Origin of the sequence: Alloprevotella rava (genome assembly GCF_014195585.1) — a bacterium.
Taxonomy (GTDB): Bacteria; Bacteroidota; Bacteroidia; order Bacteroidales; family Bacteroidaceae; genus Alloprevotella; species Alloprevotella rava.
In genome coordinates this window covers 39,368-55,305 of sequence record NZ_JACICA010000012.1, presented here as the reverse complement: position 1 = coordinate 55,305, position 15,938 = coordinate 39,368, and the positions used below count along the sequence as shown (strand labels likewise).

Here is a 15,938-nt window from a genome sequence, read left to right as displayed (position 1 = left end):
TGCTTGCAAATATAGCGGAAGGTGGTATAAGGAACTCCACGACTACGTGAAAAATTTTTAGCGTCCATACCGCTCTGCAGGTAAGAACGCAACAATAGGACTTTCTCTGTTTCGCTGTACTTTAATCTTGACATATATCTTTTTTTGAGTTTATGAACTGTCAACTTATTTAGTACAGGACAAAACGCAATAAGGATGTCGGCTGACTTCTTTATTGTATTCTTGGATGGGATAAGGAGAAAAACGTGTTTTTGCCTGACTTTTAGTGCTGCGAAAGAGAAAAATCGATCTAAATCCCTTCTTTTGTTGCGCTTTTTTGAGTTACGTTTTACGAGAACTATATTTGACGTATTCAACTTAAAGCTGTTTAACATTTAGATTGTGAAAACGATTTGTCAAATAAAACGACAATTTTATATGTAGATTCCCTTCCCTATAAGAAAGGATCTAAAAGTGCTTATAAGCATACTCTTCAGTTGTAAGAAATGAAGGCCGTTAGCTCTTCTTGTTTTGCTCAGAAATTGCGAGGCAGCACGAGATGGCAGACACCCATATTTTTTTATTATCTTTGTCATCCAAAGAAAAAAGTTTTTTCATGCGAAAGATTCTTTTGATTTTATTATTCTTAGGGCTTGTGATGGCGTGTAACCAAAAGACGGAAACAGCATCACCCACAGTTGTTGCCGAAGATGTAAATATCCGCTTGGCAGTTGTTCCCATAGTGGACTGCTTGCCTTTCTATTATGCGGAGGAAATGGGGCTCTATGATAGTTTAGGACTCCATTTGAAATTGTGTCCTTTCGAAGCTCAGAACGATTGTGATACTGCTTTGTTAGGAAGAAGCGTTGATGGAGCTTTCATGGATACTGAGCGTTTTGCCTTTCATCGGAAACGTGGCGTATCACTCGTTCAAGAAATGCAAACAGAGGGGGAGTGGGCTTTGCTCAGTTCTGGAATGTTGCGCATCAAGAAGATGAAAGATTTGGGAAATAGGGTATTAGGACTACCTCAGCATACTGCTGAAAATCTCTTGGCCGATCAAGCTCTTCGGCAAGCAGACATGAAACCGGCGGCACTGGTACGAGTTCAAGTGAATAGTTATAGAACGTGTGCTTCTATGCTGGAAAACAACCAGTTGGATGCTGCAGTTCTGCCTGAACCTTTTGCTACGGAAGCTCGCCTGTTAGGTGCGCGCCAGATGTATGAGGCCCGCGGTGCAGAGAAAAGTAGAGGAGCGATTGTTTTTTGCTCCAAATATGTTGCGGATAAATCACATGCTAAATTTTTGGAGCTTTTGCGACGTGGTTATAATCAAGCCGTTGATAGTTTGAATAAGCATGGCGTGAAATGCTGTCTCCCCATTTTGCTCAACCACTACAAGATTTCTCAGCAAGTGGCAGACTCTTTGCATTTGCCCCGTTATTCACACGTTCGCGCAACGAAATAATCGCTGCGCTTTTTAGAAAAAAGAATAAGATGGATGCTAAAACTTTTCAGGTTCTATATGACGATGCTGTGAAGGCTATCCTAAGAGAGCAACTCTCTGATGCCTTATCAGCACTCAAAGGTCTTGCCGTAAACCTCCAGTTTCCTGCTGATAGTTGGCAGGCTGTGATGATTCCCGATGCTCTTCAGCAGCTAACTGAAAACTATCGGATGCTATTGCACTATTGGGAAAAGGGCATGGACGATCCAGCACGTAAGGCAATGCACCAGCAATTTCTTCGACAAGCTTTGGAAATTGCAGATAATTATTATTTTGCGCAATTGTTGGAGGAAGACTATTCTTACTTTGCTTCTGTGTGGAAGCGAACGCATGAGAGAGCTTCAGCAGCTAGTGGTTTGTCTGAAAAGTTTGAAGCAACCTTTGCTAGCGCTCCTTGGGGAAAAGAGGAAGCCCAAATGCAACGTCTGCGATTTGCTGATGCGACAATTTCTATCGAAGAGCAACAAACTATGGCTACAGCCTTGTTTCTCTCAGCTTGGGAAGTGTTCGATCTGAATAAGTTGCAAATTTTGTTGGAGGGGGCTGTTTCTGCTCCTCCGAAAGTGCGTGCACGTTGCATCGTTGGTGCTTTACTTCTGCTGATTAAATATGCTGGTCGCTTGCGTTTCTACCCCGAGGTGGAGTCGCAACTGACACTGTTGCAGGATGATGCCGCTTTTGTTGATGCTCTTCATAAAGTTCAAGCGCAGTTGTTGCTGAGCATTCAGACTCAGCAAGACAATCAGAAGATGCGCGAGGATATTATGCCCGAATTGCTCAAAGCGGCCCACAAACTGAAGGACCTTACCAAGGGTGATCTTTCAAACTTGGCAGAAATCAATGAAACTCATCTCAATCCCGAATGGGATGCTGGCGGAGAGAAGTCGAAAATCAGCAAAAAGATGCACGAATTCTTAGAAATGCAGCAACGCGGTAGCGATACTTTCTATACTACATTTGCGCAAATCTCTCGGCAGCAAGCATTCTTTAATGATGCTGCCAACTGGTTTGTACCTTTTAGCTATTCGAATCCTGTGTTTGGTTCTCGAGGCGAGGCCTACTCTTCTATGGATGCCGTTTTCAATAATAGGCCCGTTTGCGACACGGAGAAATATTGTATGGTATTCATGCTTCAAAGTCTTACCGATGAGCAATTACATAACTTGGGCAATGGAGTTCGTAAGATGAGCGATATTCCTGAAGAACTGATGGACACTTTCGACTCGGGCGAAGAAGAATTGCAGCAGCAGATTCGTTTCTACCTGCAAGATCTCTATCGTTTCTTCCATCTTTTCCGTTTTCGCAGTGAGCACAACAATCCTTTCAAGCTGGATTTGACTTTAATCTCATATCCTCATTTACGTCCATTCTTCTCTTCTGTACCTATTGCCTTGCAGTTTGCCAACTCTTGTTTTAAAAAAGAACTCTGGAAAGAGGCTCTTTCATTCTTTATGGTCATTCCTCCTGAACAACGCACAGCTTCTGTGTTGGAAAAAATGGGATATGCTGAAGAGCTTTGGGGATTTGTTTCAGAAGCCGTAGAATATTATGAGGAAGCTCTCCGCTTGCATCCTGATTCGGAATGGACACTCCGTCAGTTGGGCCGACTCCATGTAGCAACAGGGAGCTATGAGAAAGCTCTCGACTTTTACGAACGCCTGGAAGCTTTGTGCCCAGAAGATACCGACTTGCTCTTGCGTATCGGAGAGTGCTATATGTCTTTGCATCAACCAAAATTGGCGTTCAGCGTGCTCTATAAAGCGGACTATTTGCAGCCCGAAGGGAAAGCCTTACGCGCACTGGCTTGGTGCTCTCTGCTTTCGGGTAATACGGAGCAGGCAGAAACATACTATTCTAAAATTCTTACCCTCAATCCGTCAGCTTCCGACTATTTCAATGCAGGACACTCTGCGTGGTTGAACCACGATATTGCTGAAGCCGTCCGTCGTTATCAAGCTTGCGCCGAAAGTAGTAAACTGGATTTTGTGGCTCCCGATTTCTTTGATAATGATGCTTGGCTGTTAAAAGAGTATGGTGTGACACGCAATGAGCTTTTACTGATGCGTGATGCGATAAATAATAAATTAAACTAAAGAATCTTTGGCGTAGTCTGTTATCTTCTACTGTCAGTTTCTTGTTCTTGTAAAATTGAGTATAAAATGAAAATGTTTATGTGTTCCATTCAGATGCAATCGCTTCAAAAAGTTCTACGCCTTGGCGTTGCTATAGGTTCGTTCTTGCTTTTTGTTCCGCTTTCTGGCCAGCGTCGGGCCATTACAAAATACTTTTTTCAATCTTTTCAAGGAAAGGAAACGCTCTTCCCGATGTCGAAGCCGCTCAAAGCAGGTCAACTCGAACAAGCGAGGCAAGAAGTTTGGAATTGTTGGCTCAAGGCTAATGCTCAAGATTCTCCACTGCTCATTCCGCTTACTGCGCTCTCTGACGAGACACGCGGACAATGGGCCATTCCTGAGACGCTTGAACCCAATGCTCAACTAAATTATTACTATGGCCGAAAAGGCGCATCCTCGGACGCTCAGATTCCCGCTTTCATATATCTTCACGGTAGTGGTCCACGGGATGCCGAATGGTCTACGGGACTGAAGTTGGCACAAATCTTTGATGATGCTCCCAGCATTTATTTTATTCCTCAAATTCCTCAAGAGGGAGAGTGGTATCGTTGGTATCAGCGTTCTAAACAATGGTTTATGGAGCGTTTGCTCCGTCAGCTTTTTATCAATCCACAGGTGGATGCCAATCGCCTTTATCTAATGGGCATCTCTGAGGGGGGGTATGGTAGTCAGCGCTTGGCTTCGTTCTACGCCGACTATTGGGCTGCCGTAGGCCCTATGGCAGGAGGAGAACCGCTAAAGAATGCCCCTGTTGAGAACTTGCGTAACACGCCTTTCAGCCTGCGAACAGGTGCACAAGATTTGGGCTTCTATCGAAACTTGCTGACACGTTATACCCGCGAGGCTTTGGATAGTCTGGGCCGACTGAATGGTGGTGAATACCACCATTGGGTGGAACTGATTCCTAATGCTGGGCATGCCATCGACTATAGGCGCACACCTGTATGGCTGAAGCAGTGGAAGCGCGTGCCGGCTCCCTCGCGCGTTAGTTGGGAGGATTTTGAAATGGATGGTAGGCATCGTCGCGGCTTTGCCAATCTGCAAATCGTTCAGCGCCCCAATGCTACGGAGCGCACCCGTTATGAGGAAAGAATAGAAGGAAATGTGGTGGATTTGACCATACAAAATGTTCACTATCAGACATTAGAAAAAGATCCTCGTTGGAGTATTGAACTGAAGTCGGCGCGCACCTATACGCCTGCTTCGGGAGGACGTTTGATAGTCTATTTCACTGCTGAACAAGTGGATGTTACGCGCCCTGTTGTGGTGAGAGTGAATGGAAAAACTGTGTGGACGGGGCTTTGTGAGCCAACAATGAGCGCGATGATCAATAGCTTGGCTTGTTTCTACGATGCTGAGCGCATATATCCCTTTGCCATTGACGTGAAATACTAAAGTATAAATCTCAAAACCTTATTTATTCATGAAATTCTTAAAGATATTAAGACTTTCCTCTTTGTTTTTGTGGGCCACATCTATAAGTGCGCAAGAAGGCATTTATGGCGATTATGCAGAGCCCGAAGATTCTGCTACAGTTGAAAGGACAGCCTGGGAGAATTTGCCCAATAAGTTGCAAATGAGTTGGGGATCGCGCGATATTCATTATGAGAAATATCAACCTCCTCTGTTTAGTGTGACAACAGATACAGTTGTTTATGCCTGGAGAGGAGAGCGCGTTGGTGTGCAGGCTGTTCTTTTTTCTCGAGAAGAAGTAGGGCCTCTTTCTTTGCGTATCTCTGGTAACAAAAGTTTGGGAGGAGCTGCGCGCTTTGTCAATTATGTTTGGACGGACAACTTTCGTGGTTGTGGTAATCACCCCACGGGTTGGGAGCCCTACTTAGTCCCGGATGTGATAGATTTAGAAACAACGAAGATGCTTGAGAAAGAAACGACACGCCCCGTATGGTGTACGTTTGAAATACCTCAAGCGGCAAAACCTGGCCCATATAGTATCCGCCTGAAGGTACTTAATGCGCGCAAGAAAGTAGTGGGACGCTTGAATTTAAAAGTCATGGTGCAGGAAAGAGTGTTACCGAAACCCTCCGATTGGAAGTTTAATTTGAACTTTTGGATGCAGCCCTACGCAGTTAGTCGCTACTATCGTGTCCGTCCATGGAGTCAGGCTCACTTCGATGCCTTGCGCCCTTACATGCAGATGCTGGCTCGTGCAGGTCAGAAAGTGGGTACGGCCATTCTATTATATGAGCCATGGGGAGCGCAGAGTAATGATAAATTTGAACCTATGGTGTTGACAACAAAAAAAGTTGACGGAAGTTGGGCTTACGACTATACTATCTTTGATCGTTGGATTACATTCTTGGATAGTTGCGGCATAAATGGACAAATCAATTGTTTTTCGATGATTCCCTGGGATATGAGCTTCCGCTATATGGATGAAGCATCCCAAAAGTATGCTTATCTCAAAACTTCTACTTCTTCAGCAGAATATGAGAAATTTTGGACTGACTTTCTCCGGAGTTTTGCCGAACATTTGAAAGCAAAGGGATGGTTTGAAAGAATAGTGATAGCCATGGATGAGCGCGGACTTGATGCGATGACAGACGCTTATCGTGTGGCGCAGCAGGCTGTTCCAGGTATCAAGATGGCACTAGCTGGCAACTACCATAAGGAATTGGCAGATAAATTGTATGACTATTGTGTGGCCTATGGGCAGCATTTTACAGACAAAGAAATCGCTATGAGAAATGCAAAAGGATGGGTGACGACAACTTATACTGCCTGTCCCGATGCAGAGCCGAACGTTTGCTCCAACAATAGTCCTGCAGATGCTGCCTACCTGCCTATCTATTGCTTGGCTAATGGTTTTAACGGTTTCTTGCGTTGGGCTTGGATGAACTGGACAGATGCTCCACTGCAAGATACACGCTTCCGAATGTTTACGCCTGGTGATACATATATGGTTTATCCTGGCGGTCGGAGTAGTATTCGTTTTGAACGAGTTATAGAAGGAGTTCAGCAGGCTGAAAAAGTTCGCCTATTGCGCGAAGAATATACTAAAACAAACAATACGATTGCACTTCAGCAACTCAATGGGCTTATTTCAGAATTTGCATCAGGTAAGGTGGACGCTGAAAGGCCGTCGAGCTTTTATGTGAACCGATTGGAAAATCTCCTTAATGATACTTCTCAAAGAGCCTTTGACAAGAAGCATTGATCGCTGATATAGATATATTGCGGGGGGGACGGTTGTGTAGAACTACTCTGGCTAATATTTTAAGACAAGGTCTCAACAATCTAAAACAGATTCTTGAGACCTTGTTCCTTTTGATATTTTGCTTTTAGAATATCTACTCCATTTGACGCCATCTTCAAGTTTTAATTCACCAGAAATATTTTCAAAAGAAGTTGATAGAGCAGCTTTTTCAAAAAGCAGAATAAATAAGCCAACCTAGATAGATGGAGAAAACACCAAGGAGTGTGAAGCCTTCCCAGCGTTCAATTTTGTATTTTGTGAAGGACATTGCCCATACAAGTATAATCGACAGGATTAGCATTGTTAAGTCGATGGTTGTGATACCTCCCAAGTTTTTCATTGGGGAGATAAAACCGGTGATACCAAGGATGGCGAGAATGTTGAAGACATTAGAACCTACAACATTACCGATAGCAATGCCGCTCTGACCCTTGCGAGCAGATATGATAGACGTGGCGAGTTCTGGCAGTGATGTTCCGCCCGCAACTATTGTCAGACCTATGATGGCATCTGATACGCCCAATTGTTCGGCGACTGTACTTGCACCACTCACAAATAAATTACTGCCGACAATCAAGCATCCAAGTCCGATGATAATAAAAAGGATACTTTTCCAAAGGGCTTGTGATTTTTCGGTTTTAGAATCCTCTGTTTTCCCATTGCGAGCTATTTGCAACGTATAGGCAAGGAAGAGTGCAAAGCCGATGAGCAACAACAGCGAGTCGATTCGTGTGAGATTTCCGTCGAGGCAAACGGCTGTCAGTAGGAGGGAGGCAACGAGCGCAAAAGGAATATCTTTAATAATAGTTGCTTGCGAAATGGAGATTGGAACTACTGCTGCGGCAGCCCCCACAATGAGCAGGCTGTTGAAGATGTTTGATCCTACGATATTTCCCAATGCTAATCCCGTGCTACCTTTAAGGGCTGAGACAACAGAGGTGAATAGTTCAGGAGCACTTGTGCCCATGGCTACAATGGTTAGACCAATGACAATTTCAGGAATGTTCATCTTTCGTGCAATGGCAGCAGCTCCGTCCGTAAACTTGTCTGCGCCCCAAAGTACTGCGATGATACCAATGAGAATGTAAGCGATGCTGAGTGTCATGAATGAATTAAAATAGATAGTTAAGCATATTCCAGACGGCTATGATGTGGCAAATGCTTCCGCCGAGAATAAAGAAATGAAAAATACTGTGCATATAGCGGCGCTTGTGTAGCGTATAGAATAGGGCTCCAGTGATGTCGCTTATTCCTTCTGCTATCAACCAACCGAAGGAAGAGGCTGGAAGGCTGTGGATTAGAGGATTGAATGCCACTAAAATACTCAGCCCCATGCCAATGAAGCAAATGGTTTCCAGATTACTGTGGGCTTTGAGTTTATGGAAACTCATGATCGTACCGATTAGAGCACAGAACCATACAAAAATGAAAAGTCCCCATCCCCAGAATCCTATCTGTCGTAGGGCAATGAGTGTAAAGGGAGAGTAGCTTCCAGCAATGTGCCAATAGATGGCTGCATGATCCCATTTTCGCAGGATATGTTTCATTTGCGAGTCTTCACGAGCAGCGTGGTAAACGGTAGATGCAATATAGGATGTCAGCATACCGAAGATATATAGGATGATTCCTACTGTAGCCCAGCCATCTGTTCGTGTCAGACAATAATATAGAAATAGGCATCCAAAGATAATACCAATCAGGATACCAGCTGCGTGTGACCAGGAGTTGATCTGTTCTTCGCGCCTTGTATAAAACGCCATGGAAAATGTCTGCTGATTTTGTGTTCGCAAAAATAGTCAAAGTTTTGTGATAAACCGAACGTTTCTGATGCTTTCACTACTATACCTGTGGGAAGCCGATAAAAATGTCGTACTTTTGTAGTGCGAAGATTTGCTACGGAATGAATAGATTTATACGCTTGTTGAAGGATTGGACGCTACCGGTATCTATAGCTTTGGGAGCTGGTGTCTACCTGATTTTTGCTTATACGCCGGGATTGGAACAGGCAAGTGCTTTTTTTGCTCCTATCATGGAGACGATTTTACCGATGTTCATGTTCTTTATTCTCTTTGTGACCTTCTGTAAAGTTGATTTCAGAAAGATGATACCTGTCCGTTGGCATTTGTGGATAGGTGGACAGCAGGTGCTATTTGTTTTATTGATGGTTGCTCTCATTTTGTGCTTTTCTTTGAAAGGAGATAACCTTATTCTGGCTGAAGGAATTTTGGCTTGTATCATAGGTCCTTGCGCTGCGGCAGCTCCTGTTGTTACGGCAAAACTAGGTGGTAATTTAGAAAGTATGACTACGTACACTTTTATTTCCAATTTCATAACGGCGGTACTAATTCCTGTGTTTTTCCCATTAATAGAACCGAGAACTGCTATTGACTTTGCGGAAGCTTTCTTTCTCATTCTTTATAAAGTGACACTCGTTCTAATTGTTCCTATGGGGTTAGCTTTCATTGTGAAGCACTTCTTTTCTCGATTCCATTATTGGGTGATCAATGTGAAGGATTTGAGTTATTACCTTTGGGGAGCTTCACTGACGATAGTGACAGGAACAACAGTAAAAAATATTTGTCATGCTGAAACTTCAATTTCTTTTCTTTTGCTGATCGCAGCAATGAGCCTCTTCCTCTGTTTCTTTCAATTTGCTATTGGTTGGAGAATTGGTTCTCGCTGCGGAAGTATTGTAGAGAGTGGTCAAGCATTAGGACAAAAAAATACAGCCTTTGCCATTTGGATTGCTTCTGTCTATCTCAATCCTCTCAGCAGTGTAGGCCCAGGTTGCTACATCCTGTGGCAAAATATTATCAATAGTATTGAGCTCTGGCAGAAAGGAAAAGCAGGGAAGATGAAGGCTAGTTGATGGGCTGATAAGTCTCATAGGAGTTGTAGCTACAACTACAGAATTTCTGGCTGCAAGTTGCTATGCCGTATCTCGCCAGCAATAGAATATTTCTTTGCACCTGAAATTCCTTTAAATAAAAAGCGCAGACAACTCTAGAGTTGTCTGCGCTTAAAATATGTAGTGATAAATTATTCTGCACTCAGTGTAAAGCGACGGAAAGCTATAACGGTGAGCTCTTTACCACCGCGCTGCAGATATTCCTGAACAGTAATAGTCTTATCATCAACGGGCAAGCAGTAGTCCTGATTGAGGAGACAGCTCTGCTTGTAGAACTTGTTCATACGACCGTTTGCGATGTTCTGAATCATTGCTTCAGGAAGGTTTGCAGCTTTTTCTTCAGCTGTTTCCTTCTTGATGCGACGGATGTCTTCAGCTTGTTCTTCAGTGATTTCCTTCTTAGCAATGCCTTCTGCGATGTGTTCCTCGTTTTCAGCAATGTAGAGGTTGTAACCAGCTTTCTTCAAAGCTGCTTGAACAGCCTTTTCAACTTGCTCGTCGCGAGTCTTCTCAAGAGCAACCTTGAGTTCTTCATCGCGAACGTCAGCGGGGATATCTTGCTCGCTTAAAGAGAGAGGATTAGCAGCAGCAATGTGCAGTGCCAAACCATGGCCCAGTTCTTCGTTATTTTGGTTGAGTTGAACGAGTGTGCAGAGGCCATTCTTCTTCTGATGATTGTAAGAATAGATATTCTCACCTTCGAGGAAGAGGTAGCCATCGAGCTCAGTCTTTTCACCTGTTACACCAGCACGGGAAGTGATAGTATCAGCAACAGTCTGACCGTCCGCTAAAGTAAGTGCATTAACTTCATCAATGTTTTTAGCCTTAGCTGCTACAGCTGCATCAAGGATGCCCTGAGTCAGGTCAATAGTGTCCTGGTTGTTAGCAACGAAGTCTGTTTCGCATTTAACAGCAATCATAGCTGCAAAGCCGTCAGCAACTTTAACGAGTACGCAACCATTTGCAGTTTCGCGGTCAGAACGCTTAGCTGCAACAGCCTTACCTTTTGCGCGGATGATTTCTATAGAAGCGTTGATATCTCCGTTAGTTTCTTCGAGGGCTTTCTTGCAATCGCTCAAACCAGCGTTCGTCAACTTGCGGAGTTTCTTGATCAGTTCAATATTAACTGCCATAATTGTTTAGGTTTGTTTAAGGGGGTTATGAATAAAAGAGAGTTTAGGGTAAGGACATAAAAGCGCTCACCCTAAACTCTATATTTATAGCAAGAGTTTACTCTGCAGAAGCTTCAGTTTCAGCTGCTGCGGGAGCTTCTTCTTCCTTACGAGCACGAGCTGCGCGCTTGCAGGGAGCCTTTTCGCCTTCCTGCTTTTCTGCAGCATCCTGATCTGCCTTTTCTGCCTTGCGCTCTTCGAGACCTTCAGCAACAGCACCGCAAACAGCGTCGAGGATAACAGAAATGCTGTCCTTTGCGTCGTCATTAGCAGGAATTACATAGTCAACAGAGTTGGGGTCAGAGTTTGTATCCACGATACCGAAAACAGGGATGCCAAGGCGCAGAGCTTCTTTGACAGCGATGTGTTCTTTCATCACATCAATAACAAAGAGAGCTGCCGGCAAACGAGTGAGGTCAGAGATAGAACCGAGGTTCTTCTCGAGCTTTGCACGCTGACGGCTAATCTGAAGGATTTCGCGCTTTGAGAGGTTAGAGAAAGTACCATCGGCAGTAAGTTTGTCGATGTTGGCCATTTTCTTCACTGCCTTGCGGATAGTTGGGAAGTTGGTGAGCATACCGCCCGGCCAACGTTCAGCAACGTAAGGCATATTAACGCTAGCTGCCTTCTCGGCGATAACGTCCTTAGCTTGCTTCTTAGTAGCTACAAACAAGATCTTTTTACCACTCTTAGCGATATTCTTAAGAGCTTCTGCAGCTTCGTCAATTTTTGCTACAGTTTTGTGAAGATCGATGATGTGAATACCGTTGCGCTCCATGAAGATATAAGGAGCCATTGCGGGATTCCATTTGCGCTTGAGGTGACCAAAGTGACAGCCTGCCTCAAGAAGTGTTTCAAAATTTGTTCTTGACATGATGTGTTGTTTACTTTCTTTGTTAGTTGAGAGTGGTAGTTGAAGGACTACAACCCATGGATTTGTTCAACCAGCCATCGGGTAGACTTTTCTAAATGAGTGTCCCGAAGGTTTAGATACTAAACGCCAATTCAGCAGACAATGCCGATTAACGTTTGCTGAACTGGAAGCGACGACGTGCTTTGGGCTGACCCGGCTTCTTACGTTCAACCTGACGAGGATCGCGAGTAACGAACCCTGCTTTGCGAAGAGCTGATTTGTCTTCGGGGTTGAGTTTGTAAAGTGCGCGAGCAATAGCAAGACGGAGAGCCTGGCTCTGACCAGTGAAACCGCCACCATCGATATTTGCCTTAATATCATACTTCTCGAGAACTTCTAACAGCTGCAGGGGCTGCTTAACAACGAACTGCAGGATAGAGCTAGGGAAGTATTCCGTCAAATCGCGTTTGTTAATTGTGATTTTGCCAGTACCTTCAGTCAGGAAGACACGGGCTACAGCGCTCTTACGGCGACCTAATGCGTTAATTGTTTCCATTTACTGCTTTATTTATACTGGTTAATATCAATCTGCTTGGGGCTTTGAGCTTCGTGCTTGTGTTCACCACCTGCATATACATACAGATTGTCAAGCATCTTAGCGCCTAAGCGGTTCTTAGGGAGCATACCCTTAACAACGCGACGGAGGAGTTTGTCTGCACCGTTTGGCTTTGCAAGGATAGAAGCGGGTGTGTTTTCACGCTGACCACCAGGATAACCTGTGTAGCTGTAGTAAATACGTTCCGTCATTTTCTTACCCGTCAAGCGAACTTTGTCAGCATTGATGATAATAACATTGTCACCACAATCTACGTTCGGAGTGAAGTTTGGTTTGTACTTACCGCGAAGCAGTTTGGCAACTTTTGAGCCGAGACGGCCTAAAATTTGGTCCGTTGCATCAACAACTACCCATTCTTTCTGTGCGGTCTCTTTGTTGGCAGAAATGGTCTTGTAACTTAAAGTGTCCATTTTTTGTTTGTTTGTAACTACTAATAATTAAAATCAGCGCCCGATGGTTCTTTAGCTTGGCTGGCTGGCCAAAGCTGCACAAGCGTAACCCTCTGACATACAGTGCTAAGACACTGCTTGATAATAATCGGCCCGCAAAAGTACAAATTTCTTATAATACGGCAAAGGCTTTGGCTTCTTTATTTAGTTTTATTACTTATGCTTGATATATTTATATGGCTGCATATCATCTCTCTCGTGCAGATATTACCCCTTAATATGCGCTATTCTTCTACTAATGAAAACTTGTATTTTGTTGTCACGTTGTCACAGTGGAGCTAAACATGTTGATAAATAGTGATTTATGGAGGTGACGATAACTTTTGTTCTTGATTTTATTGTCACACCGTTGTCACGCGTCTAATGTCTATGTTTTCAAGAAGTTATGGATAGAGTGTGACAACGTGACGACGTGACAACAAAAAAAGATTCTTAGGGATAGGGGTATTGCTTGTGTATATTGTTTTTAGTATTTCAGTCGTCATTACAATAAGGGCGTTGGCTGCTGCAATAAGGATGTCAATTGATGGGCTTATTGTATTCTCAAACGCAATAAGGATATTTGAGATTATACAATAATATTCATTTCTTCTCCTTCGCGAGTGTTTTTGACAAACACTCTTGGTGTGGGAGTGTGTAGAGGTGTTAATTTTGTATTTTAGGCGAAGTAAATAGTCGAAGTTGGTTGTTTTTATCTATACTGCGGCATTCCTTCGGCTACCCACTTCATTACCTTTGCGGGGGCTTCTTCTTGCTGAAGTTGGTATTTCATATAATCCATATAAGGGGCAACATGCTCAAAGAATTTGCGATAACCACGACAGAGGTAATTGAGTCCAGCGTTTCCATATTTGTCTTTCGTAAAACGAAGGCGCGGACACTCCCCATGACAGGCAAATAGCCATTCACATTCTTTACATTCCTGTGGTAGAGAGTCCTTTTTATCTGCTCCAAAAGCTTTTTGCTCTGGAGAATTCGTTATTTCGACAAGAGGTTGTTCGTTTATGTTGCCTATTTTGTATTCGGGGAAAACAAAATGGTCACACGCGTATACATCGCCATTAAATTCCATTGCAGTTGCATGACCACACGTTTCTGCCAGTGTACATATTCCGGGAGGTACTCCCATCCAGTTGGCCAAGGTGGCATCGAAGAGCTGTATGTAGTACTCTCCAACATCATGCCGTACCCACTCATCGAAGATTTTGCAAAGAAAGTCACCCCACTGTTCGGGTGTGACGCTAAAATCCCATATGTCAGAACTTTCTTCTGTGGGAGAGGATAGTTCGCGCCCATCTGAGTGCTGAAGTTTTCGCTCTACAATTGGTGTGAATTGAATGTAATGGCAATGAATTTCTTTGAAGAAATGGTAGAAATCTAATGGGTAATCACCATTGAAATCATTTACTACAGCCAGCGCATTCCACTCTACATTATATTTGTTGAGTAGTTGTATCCCACGCATCACCTGCTGCCACGTTGGCTTGCCTGAGCGTGAACGCCGATACTCATCGTGAAATTCTTGTGGTCCATCAATGCTTACGCCGACAAGGAAATTGTTTTCGTGAAAGAAGCGTGCCCATTCGTCTGTTATGAGAGTGGCGTTGGTTTGAATGCAATTATTAATATTTCTCCCTAGCCCGTATTTTCGTTGCAACTCTAGCGCATACTCATAGAACTTGATTGGGCGCATGAGTGTTTCCCCACCGTGCCAAGTGAATAGAACATTGGGAGTAGGCTGCATCTCTATGTACTGCTTAGTGAAGCTTTCGAGCAGATCTTCGTCCATAATTTGGTTTGCTACTTTGGGGTAGAGTCTTTTTTTCTCAGTGTAGTAGCAGTATTTACAAGCAAGATTACAGATAGAGCCTACAGGTTTCAACATCACATATTGCGGTTGAATGCTGATGGCTTGTAGTTCGTTGCCTGATATGTTAAAGGGATCGGCCGTGTGCTTCATTGAGCAGAGTAGCTTGAGGAAAGGTTGTGGAATAAAAGCGGACTACAAGACCATAGTCTTGTAATCCGTTTGCTAGGGTTGAATATTTTACGAGAGAATTAGATGAGGTAATCCTTTTCAACGTCTTTGAAGAAGCGGTAAGTACCATGTTTAATTTCTTCACAGGCAGCTTCGTCACACACCACGATTCCGTGGGGGTGGAGTTGAAGAGAAGAAATAGTCCACATCTGAGTGACAGCACCTTCCACTGCTGCTTGCAGTGCGCGAGACTTATTGTGTCCGTTGCAAAGAATCAGAACTTCTTTCGCACTCATGACTGTGCCAACACCAACAGTAAGAGCTAATGAAGGTACATTTTCTGGTTTGCCACCAAAGAAGCGGGCATTAGCAATTCTGGTGTCTGTTGTGAGTGTTTTGATACGCGTACGGCTTGACAGGCTAGAACCAGGTTCGTTGAAAGCAATATGTCCGTCAGGACCGATACCTCCAATAAACAAATCAATACCGCCAGCATCCTTAATCATCTGCTCATAGTGAGCGCACTCAGCTTGCAAATCATCAGCATTGCCATTCAAAATGTGAATATTTTCCTTCGGGCAGTCAATATGATCGAAGAGATTCTTCTTCATAAAGGTGTGGTAGCTCTCAGGATGATCTTCTGGAAGATTTACATATTCGTCCATGTTGAAAGTCAGGACATTCTTGAAACTGATACGACCTTCTTTGTGGGCTTTAATGAGTGCCTGGTACATACCAATAGGGGAAGAGCCAGTAGGAAGACCTAAAACAAATTTACGGTCGTCAGTTGGATTGAAAGCATTGATTTTGTTGACTACGTATTCAGCAGCCCAAAGGGACAGTTTCTCGTAGTCTGGTTCGATAATTACTCGCATGATATTTTTGTTTGAATGTTAGGCTTTATAGTTTAGGAAAACAGCCCTTGATTATAGGATTAGTGCAAAATTAAAGATTGTTTTTTGGAAAAAGTAGGAAAAAAGTTTTTTTTTGATGTGTAGATGGCAGAATAAGCCTAAAATGTTTACGATAATTATAAGAATGATAGAGTAAAACAGCTTCATTCTCTCTCACGCTATAAAAAGTGAGTGAAGCTAATGGGAGAACAGTCAACTTTCTTTATGAGAATAACT

13 protein-coding genes are annotated in these 15,938 nt (G+C 43.6%); 5 read left to right on the top strand and 8 right to left on the bottom strand.

Annotated features, from left to right (window positions below):
* Nucleotides 1–595 precede the first annotated feature (595 nt).
* The 4 genes from FHS60_RS08995 (at nt 596) to FHS60_RS08980 (ending at nt 6,793) form a co-directional block, all read left to right on the top strand.
* Nucleotides 596–1,447 (top strand): ABC transporter substrate-binding protein, encoded by an 852-nt coding sequence (locus FHS60_RS08995; RefSeq protein ID WP_183697792.1) that lies wholly within the window; start codon nt 596–598, stop codon nt 1,445–1,447.
* Nucleotides 1,448–1,476: 29 nt separating this feature from the next.
* The gene (locus FHS60_RS08990) at nt 1,477–3,579 is read left to right on the top strand and encodes a tetratricopeptide repeat protein (protein ID WP_183697790.1); all 2,103 of its coding nucleotides are present in this window, start codon (nt 1,477–1,479) and stop codon (nt 3,577–3,579) included.
* Nucleotides 3,580–3,657: 78 nt separating this feature from the next.
* The gene (locus FHS60_RS08985) at nt 3,658–5,013 is read left to right on the top strand and encodes a carboxylesterase family protein (protein ID WP_183697788.1); all 1,356 of its coding nucleotides are present in this window, start codon (nt 3,658–3,660) and stop codon (nt 5,011–5,013) included.
* 28 nt (nt 5,014–5,041) lie between these two features.
* The gene (locus FHS60_RS08980) at nt 5,042–6,793 is read left to right on the top strand and encodes a DUF4091 domain-containing protein (RefSeq protein ID WP_183697786.1); all 1,752 of its coding nucleotides are present in this window, start codon (nt 5,042–5,044) and stop codon (nt 6,791–6,793) included.
* A 208-nt stretch (nt 6,794–7,001) separates the two neighbouring features.
* Here the strand turns inward: FHS60_RS08980 and FHS60_RS08975 are convergent, their stop codons facing one another.
* On the bottom strand, nt 7,002–7,937 hold the full coding sequence (locus FHS60_RS08975) for a calcium/sodium antiporter (protein ID WP_183697784.1): 936 nt from the start codon (nt 7,935–7,937) through the stop codon (nt 7,002–7,004).
* Between the two features lie 7 nt (nt 7,938–7,944).
* A complete protein-coding gene (gene trhA, locus FHS60_RS08970; RefSeq protein WP_183697796.1) occupies nt 7,945–8,592 on the bottom strand; it encodes a PAQR family membrane homeostasis protein TrhA in 648 nt (215 codons plus the stop codon).
* A 140-nt stretch (nt 8,593–8,732) separates the two neighbouring features.
* Between trhA and FHS60_RS08965 the strand changes: the two genes are divergently transcribed.
* A complete protein-coding gene (locus tag FHS60_RS08965) occupies nt 8,733–9,701 on the top strand; it encodes a transporter (RefSeq protein WP_183697782.1) in 969 nt (322 codons plus the stop codon).
* A gap of 170 nt (nt 9,702–9,871) precedes the next feature.
* Here FHS60_RS08965 and tsf read toward each other — a convergent pair whose 3' ends face one another.
* The 6 genes from tsf to nagB form a co-directional block, all read right to left on the bottom strand.
* A complete protein-coding gene (gene tsf, locus FHS60_RS08960; RefSeq protein WP_183697780.1) occupies nt 9,872–10,873 on the bottom strand; it encodes a translation elongation factor Ts in 1,002 nt (333 codons plus the stop codon).
* Between the two features lie 97 nt (nt 10,874–10,970).
* The gene (gene rpsB / locus FHS60_RS08955; protein WP_183697778.1) at nt 10,971–11,786 is read right to left on the bottom strand and encodes a 30S ribosomal protein S2; all 816 of its coding nucleotides are present in this window, start codon (nt 11,784–11,786) and stop codon (nt 10,971–10,973) included.
* A 148-nt stretch (nt 11,787–11,934) separates the two neighbouring features.
* Entirely contained in the window at nt 11,935–12,321 is a 387-nt protein-coding gene (rpsI, locus tag FHS60_RS08950; RefSeq protein WP_009348205.1) for a 30S ribosomal protein S9, read from the bottom strand.
* Nucleotides 12,322–12,329: 8 nt separating this feature from the next.
* Complete coding sequence (gene rplM / locus FHS60_RS08945; RefSeq protein WP_009348204.1) at nt 12,330–12,791, bottom strand: 50S ribosomal protein L13; 462 nt, start codon at nt 12,789–12,791, stop codon at nt 12,330–12,332.
* Nucleotides 12,792–13,521: 730 nt separating this feature from the next.
* Nucleotides 13,522–14,790 carry an anaerobic sulfatase-maturation protein gene (locus tag FHS60_RS08940; protein WP_183697776.1) on the bottom strand — a complete coding sequence of 423 codons (1,269 nt, stop codon included), beginning with the start codon at nt 14,788–14,790 and terminating at the stop codon, nt 13,522–13,524.
* 98 nt (nt 14,791–14,888) lie between these two features.
* Complete coding sequence (nagB, locus tag FHS60_RS08935; protein ID WP_009348202.1) at nt 14,889–15,683, bottom strand: glucosamine-6-phosphate deaminase; 795 nt, start codon at nt 15,681–15,683, stop codon at nt 14,889–14,891.
* Between the last annotated feature and the right edge of the window lie 255 nt (nt 15,684–15,938).

Bases quoted from the DNA above. Each gene is read 5' to 3' on its own strand.
- rpsB (WP_183697778.1), bottom strand. From the start codon at position 11,786: ATGTCAAGAACAAATTTTGAAACACTTCTTGAGGCAGGCTGTCACTTT.
- nagB (WP_009348202.1), bottom strand. From the start codon at position 15,683: ATGCGAGTAATTATCGAACCAGACTACGAGAAACTGTCCCTTTGGGCT.
- rplM (WP_009348204.1), bottom strand. From the start codon at position 12,791: ATGGACACTTTAAGTTACAAGACCATTTCTGCCAACAAAGAGACCGCA.
- tsf (WP_183697780.1), bottom strand. From the start codon at position 10,873: ATGGCAGTTAATATTGAACTGATCAAGAAACTCCGCAAGTTGACGAAC.
- FHS60_RS08980 (WP_183697786.1), top strand. From the start codon at position 5,042: ATGAAATTCTTAAAGATATTAAGACTTTCCTCTTTGTTTTTGTGGGCC.
- FHS60_RS08965 (WP_183697782.1), top strand. From the start codon at position 8,733: ATGAATAGATTTATACGCTTGTTGAAGGATTGGACGCTACCGGTATCT.
- FHS60_RS08940 (WP_183697776.1), bottom strand. From the start codon at position 14,790: ATGAAGCACACGGCCGATCCCTTTAACATATCAGGCAACGAACTACAA.
- FHS60_RS08995 (WP_183697792.1), top strand. From the start codon at position 596: ATGCGAAAGATTCTTTTGATTTTATTATTCTTAGGGCTTGTGATGGCG.
- FHS60_RS08985 (WP_183697788.1), top strand. From the start codon at position 3,658: ATGTGTTCCATTCAGATGCAATCGCTTCAAAAAGTTCTACGCCTTGGC.
- FHS60_RS08990 (WP_183697790.1), top strand. From the start codon at position 1,477: ATGGATGCTAAAACTTTTCAGGTTCTATATGACGATGCTGTGAAGGCT.
- trhA (WP_183697796.1), bottom strand. From the start codon at position 8,592: ATGGCGTTTTATACAAGGCGCGAAGAACAGATCAACTCCTGGTCACAC.
- rpsI (WP_009348205.1), bottom strand. From the start codon at position 12,321: ATGGAAACAATTAACGCATTAGGTCGCCGTAAGAGCGCTGTAGCCCGT.
- FHS60_RS08975 (WP_183697784.1), bottom strand. From the start codon at position 7,937: ATGACACTCAGCATCGCTTACATTCTCATTGGTATCATCGCAGTACTT.